At 50.3% G+C, this 20,285-nt stretch carries 16 protein-coding genes and 1 pseudogene; 1 reads left to right on the top strand and 16 read right to left on the bottom strand.

Annotation, left to right across the window (positions count from 1 at the left end; genetic code table 11):
- Positions 1-159 precede the first annotated feature (159 nt).
- The 14 genes from rsgA to DFR60_RS25750 form a co-directional block, all read right to left on the bottom strand.
- Positions 160-1,905, bottom strand: coding sequence for a ribosome small subunit-dependent GTPase A (gene rsgA / locus DFR60_RS25815; protein WP_110325784.1), 1,746 nt, complete (start codon positions 1,903-1,905; stop codon positions 160-162).
- A gap of 453 nt (positions 1,906-2,358) precedes the next feature.
- On the bottom strand, positions 2,359-3,786 hold the full coding sequence (locus DFR60_RS25810) for a deoxyguanosinetriphosphate triphosphohydrolase (RefSeq protein ID WP_110325672.1): 1,428 nt from the start codon (positions 3,784-3,786) through the stop codon (positions 2,359-2,361).
- Between the two features lie 185 nt (positions 3,787-3,971).
- Positions 3,972-5,237 (bottom strand): MFS transporter, encoded by a 1,266-nt coding sequence (locus DFR60_RS25805; protein ID WP_110325670.1) that lies wholly within the window; start codon positions 5,235-5,237, stop codon positions 3,972-3,974.
- Between the two features lie 9 nt (positions 5,238-5,246).
- Complete coding sequence (locus DFR60_RS25800; protein WP_110325668.1) at positions 5,247-6,197, bottom strand: BadF/BadG/BcrA/BcrD ATPase family protein; 951 nt, start codon at positions 6,195-6,197, stop codon at positions 5,247-5,249.
- Positions 6,198-6,206: 9 nt separating this feature from the next.
- Positions 6,207-7,283: an SIS domain-containing protein gene (locus tag DFR60_RS25795; RefSeq protein WP_110325666.1), complete on the bottom strand. Its 1,077-nt coding sequence runs from the start codon at positions 7,281-7,283 to the stop codon at positions 6,207-6,209.
- 17 nt (positions 7,284-7,300) lie between these two features.
- The gene (locus DFR60_RS31040) at positions 7,301-9,766 is read right to left on the bottom strand and encodes a helix-turn-helix transcriptional regulator (RefSeq protein WP_110325664.1); all 2,466 of its coding nucleotides are present in this window, start codon (positions 9,764-9,766) and stop codon (positions 7,301-7,303) included.
- 1 nt (position 9,767) lies between these two features.
- Positions 9,768-11,507 (bottom strand): glycoside hydrolase family 9 protein, encoded by a 1,740-nt coding sequence (locus tag DFR60_RS25785; protein ID WP_110325662.1) that lies wholly within the window; start codon positions 11,505-11,507, stop codon positions 9,768-9,770.
- A 32-nt stretch (positions 11,508-11,539) separates the two neighbouring features.
- The gene (locus DFR60_RS25780; protein ID WP_002602584.1) at positions 11,540-12,379 is read right to left on the bottom strand and encodes a carbohydrate ABC transporter permease; all 840 of its coding nucleotides are present in this window, start codon (positions 12,377-12,379) and stop codon (positions 11,540-11,542) included.
- Between the two features lie 11 nt (positions 12,380-12,390).
- On the bottom strand, positions 12,391-13,257 hold the full coding sequence (locus tag DFR60_RS25775) for a carbohydrate ABC transporter permease (RefSeq protein WP_002602583.1): 867 nt from the start codon (positions 13,255-13,257) through the stop codon (positions 12,391-12,393).
- An 86-nt stretch (positions 13,258-13,343) separates the two neighbouring features.
- Positions 13,344-14,705: an ABC transporter substrate-binding protein gene (locus tag DFR60_RS25770; RefSeq protein WP_110325782.1), complete on the bottom strand. Its 1,362-nt coding sequence runs from the start codon at positions 14,703-14,705 to the stop codon at positions 13,344-13,346.
- A 147-nt stretch (positions 14,706-14,852) separates the two neighbouring features.
- Complete coding sequence (locus DFR60_RS25765) at positions 14,853-16,457, bottom strand: FAD-dependent oxidoreductase (RefSeq protein ID WP_110325660.1); 1,605 nt, start codon at positions 16,455-16,457, stop codon at positions 14,853-14,855.
- Between the two features lie 467 nt (positions 16,458-16,924).
- Positions 16,925-17,395 (bottom strand): low molecular weight protein-tyrosine-phosphatase, encoded by a 471-nt coding sequence (locus DFR60_RS25760; RefSeq protein WP_110325658.1) that lies wholly within the window; start codon positions 17,393-17,395, stop codon positions 16,925-16,927.
- A gap of 239 nt (positions 17,396-17,634) precedes the next feature.
- Positions 17,635-17,703: a hypothetical protein gene (locus DFR60_RS31035; RefSeq protein ID WP_490393325.1), complete on the bottom strand. Its 69-nt coding sequence runs from the start codon at positions 17,701-17,703 to the stop codon at positions 17,635-17,637.
- 406 nt (positions 17,704-18,109) lie between these two features.
- Entirely contained in the window at positions 18,110-18,685 is a 576-nt protein-coding gene (locus tag DFR60_RS25750) for a hypothetical protein (protein ID WP_110325656.1), read from the bottom strand.
- A 224-nt stretch (positions 18,686-18,909) separates the two neighbouring features.
- Here DFR60_RS25750 and DFR60_RS31530 point away from each other — a divergent pair.
- Positions 18,910-18,990, top strand: a pseudogene (locus DFR60_RS31530) (group II intron maturase-specific domain-containing protein); the annotation flags it as partial.
- A gap of 102 nt (positions 18,991-19,092) precedes the next feature.
- On the opposite strand, the gene DFR60_RS25740 reads toward DFR60_RS31530, so the two are convergent.
- The gene (locus tag DFR60_RS25740) at positions 19,093-19,311 is read right to left on the bottom strand and encodes a hypothetical protein (RefSeq protein ID WP_110325652.1); all 219 of its coding nucleotides are present in this window, start codon (positions 19,309-19,311) and stop codon (positions 19,093-19,095) included.
- 143 nt (positions 19,312-19,454) lie between these two features.
- Complete coding sequence (locus tag DFR60_RS25735) at positions 19,455-19,988, bottom strand: hypothetical protein (protein ID WP_243005184.1); 534 nt, start codon at positions 19,986-19,988, stop codon at positions 19,455-19,457.
- Between the last annotated feature and the right edge of the window lie 297 nt (positions 19,989-20,285).

The raw sequence follows: 20,285 nt of genomic DNA, 5'->3' as shown, positions 1-20,285 counted from the left end.
ATTACGCCGTGATCTATCTTTATTATACAAAGCAAACCTTATACCTGCAATAATGTTTTTGATATTTTCCTGACAATCTTTATCATATTTGTGTCTGAACGGATCGGAATCCTACGACTGGCTGCAATGGCTTATTCGCCTCGACGCCACGGCCTCCGGTCAGTCCGCCGGTTCTTTTCTCAGCTGCCATAAAGGAAACGGCGGCGATGCCAGCGGCCGCATTGCGATGGACAGGAGCAGCGTTGTGTTATCGGCGGCGGCCACCGGATCAGATGATAAGGTACCACAAGATCGGCAGCGGTGAATGATCTCCCACCGTCCATCATCTCTCGCCCACACACCGACTGGCTCCAGAACACCTCTGCATAGCGATGCCCCGTCTCCCGGCCGGTCCTCATCCGTGTGAACACCGGACAGGCAGCCAGGACAATGCCTGCGTTTTTCTCCGTCCAGGTTCACTGGGGAGCCGCATACCTGACAGCGGCTGTTTGCCTTTGCTGCTGATTCTGCGCTTCTCGTTCCCTCTTCTTCCGCCTCACCCGGCCGGCAAAGCGGCGCATGCAATGGCTTCATTGCAATCTCCATGAGCAGATACATGTTATCATCCGCGGCTATCCGGTTCGAGCTTAGGGTTCCGCAGGATCTGCATTTGTGAATGATCGCCCATTCGCCGTTCTTTTTCACCCACACACTCACGGGCTCCATCCTTCCCTTACAGAGCGACGCCCTGTCTCCCGGCTGGTTATCGGCATGAATGCTGGTCAGGCAGTGCGGACAGTGGTTGCGGTGGCTGCTTCCCGCGTCTTCCGGTGAGATCAGCCTTCCGCAGGCCCGGCAGGTAAATGTCTCCATGCACGGTTCGATTCTGTAATCTGCATTTCTTCCTGACTTCTGCATTTTCGAGATGCTCTTGTGCCACTGGCGTTTTTCCTTCAGATAGCCGGCCTTATCGTCGGCAAACCGCGCTTCCGTAAGCAGCTTCAAATAGCTTTCCCACCGTTTTGCAGGAAGTTCGCTGCTTTGGATGGCCGCCTTGACTGCACAGCCCGGTTCACTTTGATGGCGGCAGTCATTGAATCTGCAGCGCCCAAGATACTGTTCCACATCGGCGAAGCTCTGCCCCAGCCCTTCGCTGACATCCCACATGCCAAGTTCCCGCATCCCCGGTGTATCAATAATTATAGCTCCATCCTTTAAAAGGATCAGCTGCCGGTGACTGGTCGTATGTCTGCCGCGCCCGTCTTTTTCCCGGATCGCTCCCGTTTCCATAATCGCTTCTCCGGCGAGGGCATTGACCAGCGTCGACTTTCCCACCCCGGAGGAACCAAGGAAGACTGTGGTCCGGCCCGGCTTCATATATTTTGAAAGTTCGGAAATCCCCTGTCCGGTTTTCGCACTGACCGCATATACATCGACACCGGCGGCTATTTTTTCAGCCGCAAGTACGTGGACAGCCGGGTCTTTTGCTTCGTCCGCCTTCGTGAGAATCACCGCAGGGGTCGCTCCCGACTGCCATGCCAGTGTCAAATACCGTTCCAGCCTCCGCGGGTTAAAATCCCGGTCCAAAGCCTGCATGATAAAGACATAATCAAAGTTGGCTGCAATGGCCTGTTCCCCGTATCCCGACGAGGACGGATCCAGACGCGCAAAATACGTCTTTCGCGGAAGCGTCTTTAATATCAGACTTTCACTGCCCTCCTGCCAGTTTACGAGCACAAAATCCCCTGTGGCGGGGACATTCTCATTACCGCCGTAGTATTCTCCCATCTTTAAACGAGCCAGTCCCGTTCCCCAGTCACAGACGATTTCAAAATGGGAGCGGTGAACTGCTGTCACTCTGGCGGGAATTCCTGTCCCGCAGTCAATCGTATCCGCTTTCTTGTATCCATATTGTTCTATACTCATTTCTGTCAGCCTCCGTATTACTTCGTTTCTCATAAAAAAATCCATTCTCTCTCATTGTTTTTTCTCCTTCTGATGCTCATAACTTTCCTTAAAACAGATGCAAAAATCCCGCGAAAACAAACCTTCCAGTCTGTCTCCGCGGGATTATTCTGTCATGCCGCCCGTTTAAAAATGGGTACAAAAAAAGACACGCCAGACGTGTCCTGCAAAGCGCACAGCGCGACAGTATTCACGAAAGGTAGTGGATCACGCCACAAAGACACCGGTATTCTCTCCGGTTTCCTGCTGCGCTCCGCAGTATTCTGTTTTAGAGGAAAGCTGCCTTTTCTACCGATAACATACACTACACTCCTTCTAATCTTCTTTCATAAGAATTATTTTTTTCATCATACATGATATGATGGGAAAAAGCAAGGACTTTTTGGATTCAGTCCCTGCTTTAGTCCCTGCTTTTTACGCAATCCCATTCAACTCCTGATACAAGTCCTTCGCATAACTGTCCGTCATCCCGCACACATAATCGGTAACCAGCAGAAGTCTCAGATACAGCTTCTCCTCCTCGCTCTTCCCAGCCGAACAAATAAAATACAGCTTCTTGTAATTATCGGAGATGAGCGAGACCAGTTTCTCCTGTACCGCGCTCTGCTTTCTTACCGTATCAAAATAAAGCACTGCATCTACAAACTTATCCAGGAGGAAATTGAAAATAGTCTCCGCCGCAATTTCCAGCTTCAGGATCGGTTTGGACACGAACGCATACCGGTAGGCGATGTCTCCCAACGCCTCCATGAGAAGCTGCGCATCCGTTCCCGCGGTCAGCTCCTTCTTATACGTTCCCGCCATAATCTCTTGATAATTGTTGGTAAAGCCTTCCGTGGCCCCGCCGATCATCTGCCCCTGCATGGTGACCACCCAGTTCTGGACCGCATATAAATCCGGGCGGCTGTAGCCCTTGCTCACGGCCCGGTTGTATTTGTCCGTCAGCCATGACACCATATCGCGGTACCGTTCATTCTGACACTCTTTTTTATACTCCGTCAGCTCCCGGACCAGCTGCTCGAAGGTCAGGCAGTTCTTCTTCACCGCATCCTCAATATCCGCGGTGGCATAGGCGATATCGTCGGCCGCCTCCAGAATAAATGCCAGCGGATGTCTGGCCCCGTTCGTCCCGCAGGAAGCCTGAATATCGTCAAATGCTTCCCGGTCAGCGTAGAAATACCCCATCTTCTTGGTCTTGATATTTCCGCTGTGCTTATCCACCTCCAGAGACGATCCCGGATACTTTATGATAGAAGCCAGAAGCGCCTTCGTTAAATTCATGCCGTGCTCGTCCACCAGGAAATGCAGTTTGGTCACCACCCGGAGCGCCTGGGTATTTCCCTCAAAATGATAGAAATCTTCCACCATCTGGCGGTTCAGCACCTCGCTAAGCGGCCGCGCCTCCTCCTCTCCGCTCCTCTGAAAGCGCAGCTCCGGAAGCCTCCTCTTAAACCAGTCCTGAATGGCGGTCTCTCCAAAGTGACCGAAAGGCGGATTTCCAATATCGTGAATCAACCCGGCACACTGTAAAATATCGCACATGGCCAGTGCATGCTCCGGCAGAAACGACTCGTCCTTAATCACGGTCCGGATGCTGGCGGAGATGTTCTGCCCCAGCGACTTTGCAAATGACGATACCTCCAGCGAATGCGTCAGTCTGGTCCTGATAAAGTCGCTTCGGTCCAGCGGAAATACCTGCGTCTTATCCTGCAGGCGACGAAATGACGCGCTTCCGATGATGCGGTGGTAATCTTTTTCAAACTCCGTCCTTAAATCCGTTCCCGTCGGTCTCTTCACCAGACTTCTGATTCTGTCCTCACATAACAGTGTGCTCCATTCCATGGTATACCTCCTAAAAAAATAGCCACCCGCCGACAGGCTCAGTGACTATTTTTGTTGATTTTCCGTAACAGTTCAGACGGCAGATGTCTGAACTGTTACGATTTCCAACTTCATTTCACGTTTCCGAAATGAACCTTTTTCTGCACTTATTATAATCGTATACAGAATCAGCTGTCAACTCTATTTCAGGATCTTCCTGCCGCCCTTTCTTCCGCCGCACAGCGCCATAAAAAAACGAGCGATGCCGCCGCCATGACCGCAACGGTTCCGGCTGCCGCCGGCCATGATACTTCCATGAGTTTCACCATAACCGGCGTTGCAAAAAATACCCCCGTGTAGTACAACAGGTTTACAACCGCCATATAGTAGCCAACTGACTCCTTTCGCTTTGCGATGGCGGGCACCATGCAGAAGATGGAGGTCATCACAAGTCCGCCTGGGAATACAGCGCTGGCCAGCACATGAACCACGTACGTTCCGGGTGTCAGGATCAGCATGGTGAATCCGGCAATAACGGTTCCCACGGCTCCGGCCATGGCCGCGCGGCAGGGATTTCCGGTCTTTTCCGCCAGAATTCCACATACGATACAGGCCGGAATGCCGAACAGGCCATTCAGGCTGGAATAGAAGTTGGCCTTCTCCGGCGCCAGATGGTAGTAGCCGGTAAAAAGCAGCGGATAACAGGTTATAAATCCAAACAGGATAAACGCCATAAGCATCTGAGCTGCGCCCAGGCTCATGAGACGCTTGTCCCGAAACGCTTCACGCACCATAGCTCCCGTGGAAGACGCGGACGCATTGCTGCCTCTCTCCCGGTTCCTGCATCGGTCCCAAATTGGCTTTTCAGCCAGGATATGCCTTTCGTCCGGAATTCGCTTTTCAGCCGGAATTCGCTCTTCATCTGGTATAAACGCCAAAACCAGTATAAAATCCACAGCCGCCAGCGCCGCGCCGATCCACCACAGCGTCCTCACATTCCATCTCTTAACTACCATCAGCGCGCCGTTCAGCGTGATAAAATTGCCTACCGCTGCAAATGTATTGAAAATTCCCGTGGCGGTTCCCGCGCCGCCGTGGGGAAACCAGGTGTTGATCAGATCGATGCCAACCATGATGATCATGGCGTAAGCCACGCCTTCCAGCAGCCTTCCGGCCATCAGCAGGGGATAGGACCCTGCCGCGGCCCCCACTGCATTTCCGGCAAACAGACAGGCCATTAAAAGGAGCAGGAGGCGCTTTGCTCCCATCCGCTCCATCAGAGCCGCTCCGGGTATCGCCAGCACGATGCCGGCAACCGTGAAAAATGACATCAGTCCGGCGGCAGCGCCCATGGAGATGGAAAAGCCCTGGGCCACCTGCTCCATAACTGCCGCGACCTTTAGCTGGGACACGCTGACGGTCACGGCGCAGCACTGGAGGATCAGAAAACGAAACCATGGATTCTTCTTCATAGCCGCCTCCTAAAACCGGTAAATTCCGGTTTCACCGCCCAGAATATCGAGGGCAATCCTGCATGCCCCGTATGCCGCGTCCCGAACCGCCACCGTCACCGTCACATTAGAGTATTTCTCCAGAAACCGTTCCTTAAAGAGTTCAAAATGATACGGATTTTTCACGATAGCGCTCCCCCATGCTCCGACTGTGAACTCCGGTTCCCGCCAGATTTCAAGCTTCTGCACCACCGAATCCGCCAGTTCAAAGGTCAGATCCGCCTCGGTGCGGGTGATTTCTCCGGCATTTTCATCGCCTTCCCGCAGCGCCTTCATCACAATTGGTCCCAGTTTTAAAAAGCCGGTGTTCTCCCGTTCGATTCTCTGGCAGATGCGGATTAAATCCTTTGGCCCGCTGATTCCAAGTTCCTGATTCAGCAGGTCGTAGAGCAGCGTTCGCTCTTTCCTTCCATCCAGGACGCGGCTCATGTACTCCAGCGCTTTCAGATTCAGCCATGCGCCGGAGCCCTCGTCCCCGAAGATGCAGGGAGGCCATCCGCCGCTGCGCTCCGTCCTGCCGCCGCCATTCCGCCCAAATGCGATGGAGCCGGTTCCTGAGATTACTACGACGCCCGTTCCTCCGGTCACCGCATAGAGGGCCACCTCGGCATCATTGACACACAGGGCGGAACAGGAAAATCCAGGAAGCAGACGGTAGATCTCCTCCACCTCCTGCCGGTCCTCTTCGCTGTCAATGCCGGTGGTCCCGCAGACGATCGCCCGGCAGTCCGCTTTAACCAGCCCGGCCTGACCGATGCACCATTCCAAATTGTCCTGAATGGTGCGAACCGCCTCATTTCTGGAAAAGCGGTACAGCCCCGCCGGATGCCCTTCGTACTCCGCCAGTTCCTTTCCGTCCATTCCCACCGCTTTCACAAGAAATTTTGTTCCCCCAGAGTCAATTCCTAATACGTAATCCATATCGTCACCTTATTTACCATTCCTGTATTTTGTTGGACAGAGCGCTGTATACTCGTCGTACAGGGGCGAACCGTCCACGATTCCCAGATATCCCTGGACCACAGCGGCAAGGTACTGGGGAATCACCACGATTTCGAAGACTTCCGTATACATGGCTCCCGTCTTTCTGATCCTTAACGTCTTTTCGTCTGAATCCCCCTCCTCGTCGGTAATCAGGAAGGTGTATTCGGAGTACTTGCTCTGACACTCTGCCAGCCGCTTGAAACGCTCCCGCTCTCCCAGCTTTCCTGAGAGAAAGAGAAATGCCCCCGTGTGATCGTCCACCGCGAGGATCGGACCGTGTAAATACTCCTCAAACTCATAGCTGAATGCGGGATATTTAATGGTTTCCAAAACCTTTAGGCAGCCTTCCTTTAATGCGGCCGCTCCCGTTCCATGGCCGATAAAGATGTACTTTTCAATCTCCTTAAGCTTCTCCCTATGATCGGCCGCCCATCCGGAAATGGCCTCCATATTGTACCGCATATGGGAAATCCCTGCTAAAAGTCCGGCGCGGACAGCAGCGTATTTCTCTTCCCCTATGATCCCGACGGCCCTCGCCGCCTCCATGGCCATCAAGTACAGGATCATGACCGACGCCGTATAGCCCACAGTCTTCGGTCCTACCGGCTCTTCCCCGCATCCGATAATCATGTGGTGAGGGCTTCGCGCCGCGATCTCGCACGTCTCTTCCCCTGTAACCGTAATATACGGATATGCCGCCATCTCCTCCATCGCCTTTAAGGTGTTGGTCGAGGAACCGCCCTGAGACAGAAACACCAGCAGCGGCCGTTCTCCGCGGATATTATGTACGTAGGACGACGGCATGGAAATCACATCGATATCCAGCATCTCTTTCATAAAGGAGACTGCCGTTTCCTCCGCATTTAAGGAAGTGCCGCTTCCCACCAGATATAAGTGGGTCGGGCTGACCTTCTTATACAGCTTTACGAAGTTCTCCGTAAGCGGCAGGCTGTTCTTTAAACACGCCTCCAGGACCTCCGGCTGTGTCTTCCAGTATTCTACAATATGCGCATTGCTCTCCATAATGGGTTTCTCCTTTATTAAATAAGATTTAGATCTTTCGCTTTTCTTAACGCCAGTATTTTGTTGTTCACATCCATTTTCTGGTAGATATTTTTGACGTGGTACCGCACCGTGGCGATGGAAATATAGATCTCACCGGCGATTTCCTCGTGGGTATAGCCCTCGTCCAGCAGCTTTAAAATCTCCAGCTCCCGGTCCGTCAGCGATACCTCGCAGGCGTGAAAAAGCTTCAGCTGGCTGCTGTACCGCCTGCAGGCCTCCAGCACCTCCCGGATATAGGGATTCTCTTCCCGTTTTAACAGCGCCTCCAGCATCAGCCTGACATGGCCCGTATTCTCGGCAAATGGCATGATGAGATGGTCTTTCTCCGCCAGCTTAAGCGCTTCTTTCAAGATCTCCCCGCCCCTGGGGCGGCTCTCTAAATAGCTCTTCGCAACAGACTCATAAATCAGGAAATAAATCCGGATCAGGTGGTACTGGAACGGCTTTAAGAAGGTGGAAAAGGATTCGCAGAGAGAGTCCAGTTCAATGTATTTTTTTTCCAGCAGGAGGCATTTTCCATAGACCACGTAGAAAAATCCGGTTCCCTGAAAGAGGAAATTTCCCTTTTCGATATCCCCTCTCCTGATCCACTCCGGAATGCTGTCCACCCTTCCTAAGCATCCGTTAATATAGGCGCCGCACAAATCAAAGGTGGTGTTTAAAACCGGGTTGTTGGCCGCGATCACCTCGTCCTTTAACGTGCTGTTCGAGAGGATCCGGTCCCTGCTGCTCCCCTGTATCAGATTCAGACGGTCCAGCACCAGCTTGGAAGAAATCATAATGCCCAGCTGCTCCGCCGCCTTCGCCTTAAAATACGCCTTATAGGCGTGAAGCTCCGCCTGCTCCCATGCTCCCGTCTCCAGCGCCGCCTCGGACGCAGCCAGCGAGTCGCAGCCAATTCCGCAGCCGTCGGTAGATTCCGCAAAGCTCATCCCCTGGGTGCAAAAGGCGTCCCGCACCTCCGCCACACTTCCCGGCTCTTTCACGTATCCCATCAGCATACAGGGAAGCCCGTAGGTAAATTCCGTCTCCTTGGTCACGATGCAGGAACAGCCGCCGCCGAAATATTCCGCACCCTTTCTGGCATATTCCGCCATGACCGCGATGTCGTTAAAGGAAATCCGGCTCCGCACCATGCAGATTTCTCCCAGAACCATTTCCCGCATCTCGTCTCTGCATTCAGAACCGCGGCAGTATTCCTCCAGCCGGTCGAGGCAGAGCTTAACCCGGGGAATGTAGTTGCGCTCCCTGTCCATGGCACAGGCCAGCAGATATTTTAAATAGGCGAACGGATACCGGTAGCACAGCTCCCTGCCGGCCTTTTCAAACACCTGGCGGATATTTCCGCTGCTCCAGATTCCCTTGTCGTTCTGGGTATCCTGGTTTAAAATGGAGAGAATCTCCTCCAGCTCTCCCGCCCGGTACAGGCATTCAAAGGCTTTGGAGTACTGGCCGTCGGCCAGCAGCCACTGCCCGCTCTTTCTGTAAACCTCCGTAAAATCCACCCGGTCGATCAGGGCGCGCTCGTAGATGTAGTCTCTTAATATATTTCTCAGCCGGTACGTGTGGCCGGGTTCATGAAAGACGAAAAATACACTCTTGCTGATGAGCATTTCGAAGGCGTCGTAAAGCTCCGAATTATCCAGCACTGCGGCCGCCATGCGCTTCGTAAAGGATGACAGGACCGACAGCCGCCACAGAACCTCCTTTTCCGCCGGGCTTAAGTCATGGTAGAAGTTTTGTTCAATGATGTCATCGGCAGTGGCACTCTTGCCCACCGGAAGTCCCTGCTTGATTCCCTTTGCGGTGATATAAAGCATGGATTCCCATCCGTCGGTGATCTGGTAGACCCGCTCCCGTTCTTCCTCGCTCATCCGGCATTCCATGAAATCCAGGTACTGGAACACCTCTTCCCGGTTGAATTTTAAGGATTTCTCCGTGATAGTGAAGCACAGCTGCTTCTGGTATAAATCCGCCGCGTCCAGTTTTGCCAGTTCCCTAGTGATGAGCACGATATGAAGGCCGGAAAGCCGCTCCCGGACAATGGCCTTTATCAGCTCAAACACGTTGTTTTCCTCAATCGTGTGAAAATCATCGAATACGAGAATCAGATGGTTTTTATAATCATAGTCCATGAGAACGTCTAAGAGCGCGTCGGTTTTAAAGCAGTCATAGGGAAATCCAATGGCAGAAAACCGCGCCGCCAGTTCCTCATTCACCTCGTTTAAGGCATCGCACAGTCTCGCCCACAAATAGTCGGCTTCCCCCTCCGAGCCTGCCAGGGAGACCCAGACGCAGTCCGCCTCAGTGGTCTCTAAATACTCCCGCACCGCCACAGTCTTTCCATATCCCATGGGGGCGTGAACGATGGAAAGAGGATACCGCTCGATATTCTCCATTTTCACTAATATTCGTTTGCGTTCAATATATTTGGAAGCCATATCATTTCACCCGTTTCAGTTTCCAGCCCATGGCATTTAAATACCAGCAGGCATGGGGAAGCCACTGCTCCGCCCATCTCCAGTTGTCGTCACATTCCGCGGTGGGGGCCATGATAAATTCAAGCCCCTTGTCATCCGCTTCCCGCGACGTGATTCCGTTGCAGATTCCCCCCGGACTGTTCATGAAATCATACTGGTTCCGAAAGAAATACTGAATGTTGTTTCTGCCGAAGCCGTCGATCATACAGCTGTCGAAGGGATTGCATCCCATGATCCAGTCCAGCTGGTGCCCGGCAAACTTACGGAGCGCACCGGACATTTCCGCCGCTTCCTTCAGACAGGAAAAACGGAGTGCCGCCGCGGCCAGAGATGCGATTCTGGCGTTTTCCCCCTGCCACCAGGGCGCCGCCTTCGTATCATGAGGAAAGAAGTACCGGCTGGTCTCTGTCTCCCCCATCTTCTGTGTAAATGCCGCGTATCCGAACGGTTTTCCGCTGATGGAAAGCACGTGGACAAACGCCTGTGCCACCAGGTCCATCGCCTCTTTTCCCCGCTTTTCATCCGGTTCCAGACTGCCGTATTTCATCATGGCAATGAGAGGAAATCCCTCATCGGAAGGATGGAAATACAGCTCTCCCTCTCTGGCCGTGAACCAGACGCCCTGCTCCATAGAGACAGCGCTGTCCTTCATCCCGCGGAAAAATCGTCTGCACTCCTCTAAGTATTTTTCAGAGCACGTGGCCTCATACAGCTCGGCTGCCGCCGCCAGGGCACAGTACCGGTCCAGGAAATTCCAGGTTCCGTCGCTGGAATACTGTTCGTTGTGCTCCGTCATATACTGAAAGGACTCTTCCGCCGCCTGCAGATACCGGCCGCAGGGATACTCACCCGAAGCACCGCTATGCCGGGCAGCGGAGGCCAATACCGCGGCCGCCAGTCCGGCTCCGCTTCGCATACACGTCTCATAATGCTTCTCTTCAATGGTCTCTGCCAGGTAGCTTTCATCCTCTTCATGCCCGCTGAACCGGAAATACTCATAGTCCACCGAACGGCGCTGTTCCTCGGAAAACGCCTCCCCCCGGTCCACCGAGCGGATAAATCCGCCGCCTTCGCGGTGAAGTCTCATCGCATAATCCGCGCCCCAGTACGCCTCGTCGAGAAGCTCCTTCTTTAAGATTCTGCAGTCTCTTAGCTCCTCTTTTTCCATCCGGTCCGCAATATCGAAACAGACATAGGAAGGCAGAAGGGACTGCATGGGGTTATAGACAGCCGTGTGGGACAGCTGGGTCAGATGGATTCCAAAGTCACCGGTGGCGTCATACCAGCCTCCGTGTAAATCCAGAGTCCCCTCTCTCGCTCCCGCAAACGGCACGTTCCGATCGGCCTTCAACCACTCACCGGAAGACCGCTCCCCCTTTAAGTAGGCTCTGGAGGCATTCACCATGCGCAGGTTCAGGAAATCGCCGGTGACCGTGATGATCTCCGATCGAAATGCCTTGCCATCGGCATAACCGGCAAGCCTGTACAGCCCCTCCCGTCTGACATCGGAAAAGTCCAGGACGTAGTAGCAGCCCTCCGACCAGTCCGGAATCCGTTCCGGGCCGCTGACCGCCACGTGATGCCGTTCCCCCTTGTCCGTCTCCAGCCAGGCGGTTATCTCCGCCGCCTCCTGTTCCAGCTCCAGAACCGCAGTTTTATAATCTGTCTCGTCGAATCCAATGTGATTGACAAATACTCTCATCCAAACTCTCCTTTTTTCACTGCAGTACCGGTTTATCCTTTCACCGCTCCCGCTGTCAGCCCCTTGATGACCATTTCCTGGGACATCATATAGAGGATGAGTACCGGAATCACCGTGATAAAGATGGCCGCCATCATGGCGCCGTAATCCGTGCCATGCATGTTGCTGACCATGGTCAGTATCACGCAGACAGGCTTCAGCTTCTGATCGGATATGTAGACCAGGGACGTAATCAGGTCATTGTAGGACCAGATAAATACCATGATTCCCACCGTAGCAAACATGGGCTTCGACAGCGGCACCGTAATGTGCTTTAAGACCTGAAACGGTCCCGCGCCGTCGATAATGGCCGCCTCATCCAGTTCGTTTGGAAGGGAGCGCATATAGGACGACAGAAGCATGATAGCGAAGCAGAGATTGCCTGCCACCTGGGGTACGATAACCGCCAGGTACGTTTCCCGGATCGGAAGGCGGCTTACCGTAACGAAGTTGGGGATCATAGTTGCAAATGCCGGAACCAGAAGACAGGCTACCATACCGGCCTCGACCACCTTTCCGACTCCCGAATCGAACCGGCCCAGACCGAACGCAGCCAGGCCTCCGAAACAGACCACTCCCGCCACCACGCCTCCGGATATCAGGAAGCTGTTAAAGAATGAACGGAACATATTCACATCCGGATACGAAAAGATGGAACGGTAATTGGAGAAATCCAGGCTTTTCGGAAAAGCTACTCCATTTAACAGAATTTCTTCCGAAGGCTTAAACGAATTTTCAAATACCCACAGAATGGGAATCACGGTGATCAAAAGCCAGAAAATGAGAACCGCGTATAACAGGATACTGCTGATTTTTAGTTTTTTATTTCCCATGCCGTCTCTCCTTACTCTTCGACATCGGCCTTCAAAAGCTTCCGAAGCCCGATGGTCAGCAATACGCCGATGATAATCATCACCACCGCGATGGCGCTGGCGTATCCGCCGTTGTATTTCTCAAAAGCAGTCTGGTACATATAGGTACTTAGCAGCTGGCTGGAATTCATGGGGCCGCCCTTGGTAATCACGTAGATGGTGTCAAATACGCGGAAACATCCGGATACGACCAGAACCACGGTGGAAACCAGCACATCTTTCAACATCGGGATCGTAATATAGAAAATCTTCTTCACCGGGGTAATGCCATCCAGCATGGCTGATTCATAGATGTCCTCTGGAATCTTGGAGATACCGGTTAAGAAAATTACAAAATAGAAGCCGATATACTGCCACAAAACAGGGATCAGGGCCAGATAGATCGCGGTCTTAGGCGTAATCCAGACCTGCTTGTCATATCCCAGAAGTGTGACAAAGTAATTTAAAAGTCCGTATTCATACTTGTAAATCAGAGTGAACATCAGGCCGATCGCCGTACCGGAAATGACGATCGGGAAGAAGTAAACCGTCCGGAACAGTTTAAATCCGTGATGGGCGCTGTCCACCATGATCGCCAGCAGAAGCGCAAATCCCACCTGGAAAATCAGCACACCCGCGATCAGAATCGCCGTATTCTTAAACGCCACGGGCATGACCATGTCCGAGAAGATCCGCTTATAATTGTCGAGGCCAATCCATTCACTGGTAAGCGCAAAATTATACCAGGAAGAAAAGCTGTATATTACCGTCTTTATGAGTGGATAGATCAAAAACGCCATAATCAGGATCATGGCCGGCGCGATGCAGATCCAAACATATTTTTTACCTTTCAGTGCCACGTTTTTTCCTCCTTGTTATGAGCACACGGAGGCTATACCCGTTCGAGCACAACCCCCGGCTTTCATCACTGTCTTTCCCGGCTGCCTTACTGACCGGACTCATTCAGCTGTTTGGCCTGTTTGAGCACCTCCGCGCTCGTCATCTGGCCTTCGCAGACGTACTGGATTCCATTGTTTAAGGTCTCATACGCCTCATGATTCACCTGAGAGTCGAGAGCCGCATCCTGGTACTGCGCCTTCTCCAGCATGGTTACCGCGCTCTTTAAGAGTTCGCTGGAATTCTCCGGTGCGTCGCAGACGATGGCAGGGCTTCCGCCGTAGGCGATGAATCTGGCCATGGTCTCCGGTGATGTCATATATTTTAAGAATTTTAAAGTCTCTCCGCTTCTCTCATTGGCCGCTTTTGTCATATGCCATCCGGAGGAAAATCCCGCGATCGCACAGTTTTCGCCGCCTGTACCGCCCGGAAGCGTCGGCATGGAGATGATTCTCATGTCTGGATTGCCCTGAAGGCTTTCCGTACACCAGGAACCGTTGATCATCATAGCCGCTTTTCCTTCTGAGAAGAGCAGTCTTACATCATCCTCTGAGATAGTGAAGGTGTCCTTTGGCAGTCCGCCTTTCTGGTAAAGCTCTGCGATACAGTCGATGGCAATGCCCCAGCTGTCGTCAAAGTAATTTCTGTGGTTTTCCTTGCCTGAGGCGCCCATAATGAAGTTTTCCGTGGTGATATACGGCATTCCCAGGGACATGGACAACGTCACGATATCGTTCTGGGAAAATACTTCGTTTGCCTTCATGATATTTTCCCATGTGGTCGGCTCTTCCAGTCCATACTGTTCAAACAGCGCCTTGTTGTAGAACATTCCTTCATAATATCCGATGAAGGGAAGTGCGTACTGCTTTCCCTGATACTGAACATTTTCCAGCGGGGACTCCTTGAAGTTTCCTGCCCATTCCGGGTCTGCCTTCAAAATGTCTCCGAAATCCACGAACAGCCCTGAGTCCTCGAAGGTCTTCGTATAAGCCTCGCCCGTATAGTAAAGAACCAAATCCGCCGGATTGCCTGCTGCCAGATCGGCCTGAACCTTCGTCTTGAATAAATCGTTGCTTCCTGAAGTCGGCTGGGACTCGTCAACGATGGTGATGCCCGGATGGTCCTTCATGTAATCGGCGCACACCTCTTTCCAGACCGGTGCGTAGGCATCGGAACCTGCAAAATATGTTACGACACGGATATCTTCTTTTACAGTTCCTTCCGCAGCATCTCCCCCGGCCGCTTCCGTCTTTGCGGAATCCTCTGCGCTCTTACCAGCTTCCGTCTTTCCCGCTTCGGTCTGCCCCGCTTCCGTCTTGCTGTCCGCCGTGCCGCCCGCACAGCCCCCCAGCAGTGCTCCGGTTACCGCCAGAGCCGTCATCAGTACTACAGCTTTTCCTGCTTTTTTCATGATTTCTTTTCCTCCATTTTCATGCGACTTTGCGCAGTTTTTGGTATTTTGCATTTCTTGCATTTCTTGCATTTTTGCTTTTGCATTTTTGCTTTTGCATTTTTGCTTTTGTATTTTTGCTGTTTCTTTTTAATGTATGCTGATCTCTTATTGGTTCTCGTATACCGCACTTTCCGCGGCGATTCTTCCGTATACCAGGGCCAGAGAATGGCTTAACCCCGGCACAGTCAGCGGATAATCCACTGCTACCCGGTTTCCCTGAACATTGCCTGCTGCGTAAAGCCCCGGAATAACCGCTCCCCCGGTGTCGTAGCAGTGGGCGTCCTCATCACTCTGAATCCCCCCCATGGCTGCGATCATTATCGCCGGTGTGAACTTTGCCGCGTAGAACGGTCCCTGCTTCACTGCGAAGAGGCGATCCTTCCTCTTGCCGTAGTCCGTATCTTCCCCCTGGTCACAGAGGCGGTTGTACTCTTCCACAGACGCCAGCGCTGTCTCCAACGGAAGCCCTGTTTTCGCAATCAGCGCTTCCAGCGTCTCCGCTTCCAGAAGAACGCCGTCCTCCACCGCTTTTCGAATATATTTAGGCGCTATATAATTATCAATAAAGCAGAGTTTATCGTAAATATTTCCGCTCTCCAGTTCTTCATCTTCTGTGACGAAGCACACAGATCCATGATTCGGATACTCCTTCGGTATATAGCTTCTCCAGTTCCCGTCCACGATCTGCCACGCTGTTTTGTCCGGCAGATTCTCAATCTGACTGCCCAGCTGCTGTCCCGGCGCGTCCTCATTGACAAACCGTTTACCGCGGGTATTGAGAAGCAGGAAATCGGCCACGCCAAACACGCTTCCCATATGGTGGGCGCAGGGCGCGTGTGGGCTGTCCTGAAGCTTCGCTCCCGCCCAGAGCGCCATCTTATGGCCGTCTCCCATGTTGGACGGCTGCCGGTCCATGTCGTAGCTGGTCCACTGCTTCGGCGTCTCCATCATTCCGGGCAGGAACCGTCTCAGCATTGCTTCATCGCTCATGTAATCTCCCGTAGCCAGAATGACACCCTTTGATGCGTAAGCCTTTATAAGGCCGCCTTCCCTGGTCCCGGCGATTACGCCTTCCACCCGGCCGTCAACATTTTTCAACAGCTTTTTTACCCTTGCATTGAAGTAGGAGGTCACATTTCCCGTCTTCTCCGCCAGTTCAAAATTGCCGCGGCACAGGGCGATATGGGATGGACGAATCCATGCAGTCACCTGGTAGCATTTGAAATTCTCCCGGGCGTTGTCAAAACTTTCCGGGAGAGGCAGACGCCTCGGCTGTACATAGCATTTTACGCCTTTTGGCGGGACCTGATCGGTACGGTCCAGGACCGCAATATCTTCCAGTCCCTCCAGGTACCAGTCGAACGCCTTTCCAGCTTCCTCCGACCAGCGTTTCAAAATATTCTGACTGGCCTTATAGGCCATGTCGTGCATCAGATTGTTGACAATCTCTGTTTTATTCAGATGATCCCGTCCCCAGCGCTTCGCCACCTTGCTGTCCATGACGGCGAAGTCTCCGGATCTGGCCTGAACGCATCTGCATTTTTCAAAGAGAAGAACCTTTTGTCCCATCTCCGCCGCCTGCCTGACGGCCGCCACTCCGGCCAGACCGCCGCCTACTACAATAATATCCGCGGACACTGTTTCGGTTATGTTTTCTTCCCTGATCCGTGGCTCTTCTCCCAGCCACGCTTCCCCTTTATATTGATTCAAGGCTGTTCACTCCGTTTCTTTTTTCTTATTATATAATGCACAATTTATATCCACAACTATCACAACTGATAGTATATTTTCACAACAAAATAGAGGGGTGCTTTGCTTCCCCTCTCTTCATATCCGACCAGTCCGCAGCCCATGTGCTGGATTCCTGCGAAGCGTATCTCGTTTCCTCGGATCAGAGTTATCTCAGTGAAACCATCGACGAACCGCCCAATGAATTCCTGGCAGACGGAATCACCGGACTCATAGGTACTGGTATCATACGACCCATTGATGATTTTAAGAAGGCGGTGGTGGACATCTTTGATACTCTGGTCGAATGCCCTATTAACTATCTGTCTTATCACGCAGCAAAGGTAAAACGGTTGTCAGCCCGATTTTATGCCGAATTGGGCCCCCTGTCTCCCGTAATCATGAGACAGGGGGGCTTATCAGTGTACCAACTTGTCAGATTGTCATTTTCAGCGGCATTCGGACTCGTGCCGGTTGATATAGTCAAGCAGAGCCTCGCATCCTTCGCATATATCCCGGCAGGTGGAATCAAAATCTCCGGTATACCACGGATCGTCGATATCCCTTGGATTGGGACCGAAGTCCAAAAGCCTCGAGACCTTCCCCTCCGGATCACTCCCCAGAATTCTCATCATATTGGAGATATTCCACTGCTCCATTCCAATGAGATAATCATACTTGTCATAATCAGCCTTCGTCATCTGTACTGCACGCTTTCCTTCTGTAGAAATGCCGTACTGGCGCAGTTTGTTCCTCGTCCCATGATGAACCGGATTGCCGATCTCCTCGCGGCTGGTGGCCGCGGAAGCAATGTAAAAGCGGTCGCTCTGATGACGTTTTTCTACCATGTCCTTCATGATGAACTCGGCCATGGGGGATCGGCAGATATTGCCGTGGCAAATAAATAGTATTTTTATCATCTTGATTATATCCTTTCATAAGCCTTCAAGCCCTGATATTACGGGCTTTTGGACACTTTTTTCATATTATGTGCTTATCCCTGAATCTACGCAATTCTTTATAAATCTACGCATATTCACGGGCAAATGGAGTAGTAGAATGTCCTATCACATACTGCAAGGTCTAAATATCCATACCAGCATTTGCCATATTCGTGCAGAACGTATGACCGACTTTAGTATTATAGCGGCCCCCTGTTTCAAACTGATATACCGTTCCCAGAATACAGCCACTTTCCACGAATATCTGTGTATCGGTACTGATAAATCAGGTCTTTTCTCTGGCTCTCTCCTATTCGCAGGAGCTATCCTTTATTATCTTTATGTTTCTCGGACATTGTCAAACTTCTTTCCATAATGGAAAAAGCCTTGATATGACACATTTATTGTATCATATCAGGGCTGCTTTTTATATCACTAAATTTCAGAAAGAATACTCCTGTTCCATGTATTGATCGAACAAACGGCGTTTAATTATCACGGCAGGAAGCGCCGGTTGCCGGAGCGTTCAAAAGGAAGGAAAGGGCATTGGACATGCCGCCGAACACGCACTGGCGGTGGCAATCATCTCCGACATTTCGATGATCGTGTGGGCATGGCAAGTATGAATGCTCCATTTCCCTGTTTCAATTCTCGCAGTTTCTTTACTTTCTTTAACATTTATTCCCGTATCTATCAAAGCTCTAAACCGTAAGCCTGCACTTTCCAGCCATCCTCCTGTTTTATAAACTCTATTGTCAAATACTGGAACGTATCACTCTGAGCATTAGGCTTAAATTCACAATAAACGGGGTATATGTCCCCTATCTTGGCTTCTTTTATCGCAGCCAGCCCTTTTATAGATATATCTGATATTTCATCTGTGGAATCAAGCACCCTAATAACATCTTCATAAGAACTGGCTAAATATTTTTTTATCTCATCTATATTTCTCTCAAAGTACGCTGTACAAAACACCTCCGTGATACTTTTAACTTCTAGAGCATCTTCCGAAAGTTCTCCTGTAGATTCCTCCATTGTTAATGTTTCTTCTGGTGCTTCCGTCACGATAATTGGTGAATCTTCCGGCTTTTCGACACTACTCTCCTGGCTTTTCGTTTCCGCAGCATCAATAGACAGGCTTTGCTCCACGGAGTTCTCCGCTGTTTTTGTCTCCGCCGGCGAACAGGCTGACAGTATCACAGCCATCATTACCACAAAAACCGCCACTTCCCTTTTCTTCCCATTTCCTGCTACTATAAATTTTCTCATTTTCACAATCCTCTCATATAGTCTTACTGTTTTGGTTTCATTATTATACAATAGCCATCCATGTTTTAAAAGAAATAAATTCTGAATAAATTCTTAACTTATCGGTGGGGCGCAGCGCCCCGCCTTTCGGTGGTGTACAACTGCGCCTTTGTTTCACAAAGGGGATTCCGGCTCCGCCGTTTCCCTCCTTAGCCGTTTGTTTAATTCTTTTCGCCCATAGCATTAAGAAAGGAAAGGGCATCTATATCCGGGTTCATAGAAAGTCATGGAAGAAAATAAAGTCAAAACTGAAAGAGCTTAGTTCCTGAAGGTCTGTAAAGAGAAATTTGAATATGCTTTCTATCAATTTTGCCTTTACATATTCCCCGATGTCAGCTTGTCCCCCGCTGCACGCTTGTACAAGCGTATCATAGAATATCTTGAAAATAATTTAGGAATTTCTTCTTTCTTATTTCTTCGGATTCTTTTTGTTTTTCTTCTTCATCAAGTTCTTGAACCACCTGTATATCACCTGTTCCCAAAAGAGCTTCAAGTAGCTTGCGTATCTCATTTTGGGCCAGGGAACCTGAACCCAAGGACAAACTCACCATTAAGATGAGAAATAATTTATATATCTTTTCTTTCAATACATATTCCTCCAATTCAATCTCATAATAAGTATGTGGCTTATACTCACTATCTATCTGCATACAAAAAGAAAGCCATTATTTGATTCTGAAAATGGCTTACAACCACTAGCACACTAGCAATGATTTGAAAAGGAGTTGATTCAATCGTCCAGACGTACCTTTTGATTAATTAATGTCCATTCATCGGGCAATAATCTAAATAAGGTCAAAAAGAAATAAAGAAAAACTATAATAAGGAAAAAAAGCAGGCTGAATCCTTTTGGGATAGCTGCAATTATAGGTATTGGACATATATTCTTCGTTATAGTTTCAGTATGAGAATTATTATTGCTCAAAAATGAAACCTTAAAATGGGTAGTATCATCATCGTCTTCACTGCAAACAGTATTTTCCGAAATTTCCCACGTTTTAGTTACAGTTGTCTTATCTATTAATTCATAAAGATTATAATTACTACAAAAGAGCACATTCATAGTTAAGCTGGCAGCAAAAAGAAGCATAATGAAAAAAATCAAAATAAAAGATACATAATTTTTCTTATTATTTATTTCCATTACAATTCCTTTCTTAGCTGCCGCTACGTTTAATTTGGTCAACTTTAACTTCATTAATTTTAATTCTATATTAAAAGTTGGAAAATTCCAATTTGCTATGTAATTTTTTATTTTATCCATAATTTTGTCATTCAAAGCTCTAACCCGGGAGTTTGACACCCCCAATCTAAAAAAAACACCGCTAAGCCGCTACTGGCTTATATTTTTTTGTCAAATTTTTTGTTTTTATATATAGGCTTTTTAGCTTTTTTATGGTATAATAGGGGGAGGGAGGTAATAACTTATGAAGGTAAATACATCAAAATCAAAGAATGCTGAATCGTTTTACATCAAGCAGTCCTTTATAGATGGCAACGGAAAATCTACGTCCAGAACCATCCGCAAGCTTGGAACATTGAATGAATTATTAGTGGAACA

Source organism: Hungatella effluvii, assembly GCF_003201875.1.
GTDB classification, from domain to species: Bacteria; Bacillota; Clostridia; order Lachnospirales; family Lachnospiraceae; genus Hungatella; species Hungatella effluvii.
Note: the sequence above shows the minus strand (reverse complement) of the source record. Positions and strands in the feature narration are given on the sequence as shown.

Bases quoted from the DNA above. Each gene is read 5' to 3' on its own strand.
- DFR60_RS25810 (WP_110325672.1), bottom strand. From the start codon at position 3,786: ATGGAATGGAGCACACTGTTATGTGAGGACAGAATCAGAAGTCTGGTG.
- DFR60_RS25795 (WP_110325666.1), bottom strand. From the start codon at position 7,283: ATGGAGAGCAATGCGCATATTGTAGAATACTGGAAGACACAGCCGGAG.
- DFR60_RS25805 (WP_110325670.1), bottom strand. From the start codon at position 5,237: ATGAAGAAGAATCCATGGTTTCGTTTTCTGATCCTCCAGTGCTGCGCC.
- DFR60_RS25750 (WP_110325656.1), bottom strand. From the start codon at position 18,685: ATGAGAAAATTTATAGTAGCAGGAAATGGGAAGAAAAGGGAAGTGGCG.
- DFR60_RS25780 (WP_002602584.1), bottom strand. From the start codon at position 12,379: ATGGGAAATAAAAAACTAAAAATCAGCAGTATCCTGTTATACGCGGTT.
- DFR60_RS25785 (WP_110325662.1), bottom strand. From the start codon at position 11,507: ATGAGAGTATTTGTCAATCACATTGGATTCGACGAGACAGATTATAAA.
- DFR60_RS31040 (WP_110325664.1), bottom strand. From the start codon at position 9,766: ATGGCTTCCAAATATATTGAACGCAAACGAATATTAGTGAAAATGGAG.
- DFR60_RS25800 (WP_110325668.1), bottom strand. From the start codon at position 6,197: ATGGATTACGTATTAGGAATTGACTCTGGGGGAACAAAATTTCTTGTG.
- DFR60_RS25735 (WP_243005184.1), bottom strand. From the start codon at position 19,988: ATGGATAAAATAAAAAATTACATAGCAAATTGGAATTTTCCAACTTTT.
- DFR60_RS25770 (WP_110325782.1), bottom strand. From the start codon at position 14,705: ATGAAAAAAGCAGGAAAAGCTGTAGTACTGATGACGGCTCTGGCGGTA.
- DFR60_RS25760 (WP_110325658.1), bottom strand. From the start codon at position 17,395: ATGATAAAAATACTATTTATTTGCCACGGCAATATCTGCCGATCCCCC.
- rsgA (WP_110325784.1), bottom strand. From the start codon at position 1,905: ATGAGTATAGAACAATATGGATACAAGAAAGCGGATACGATTGACTGC.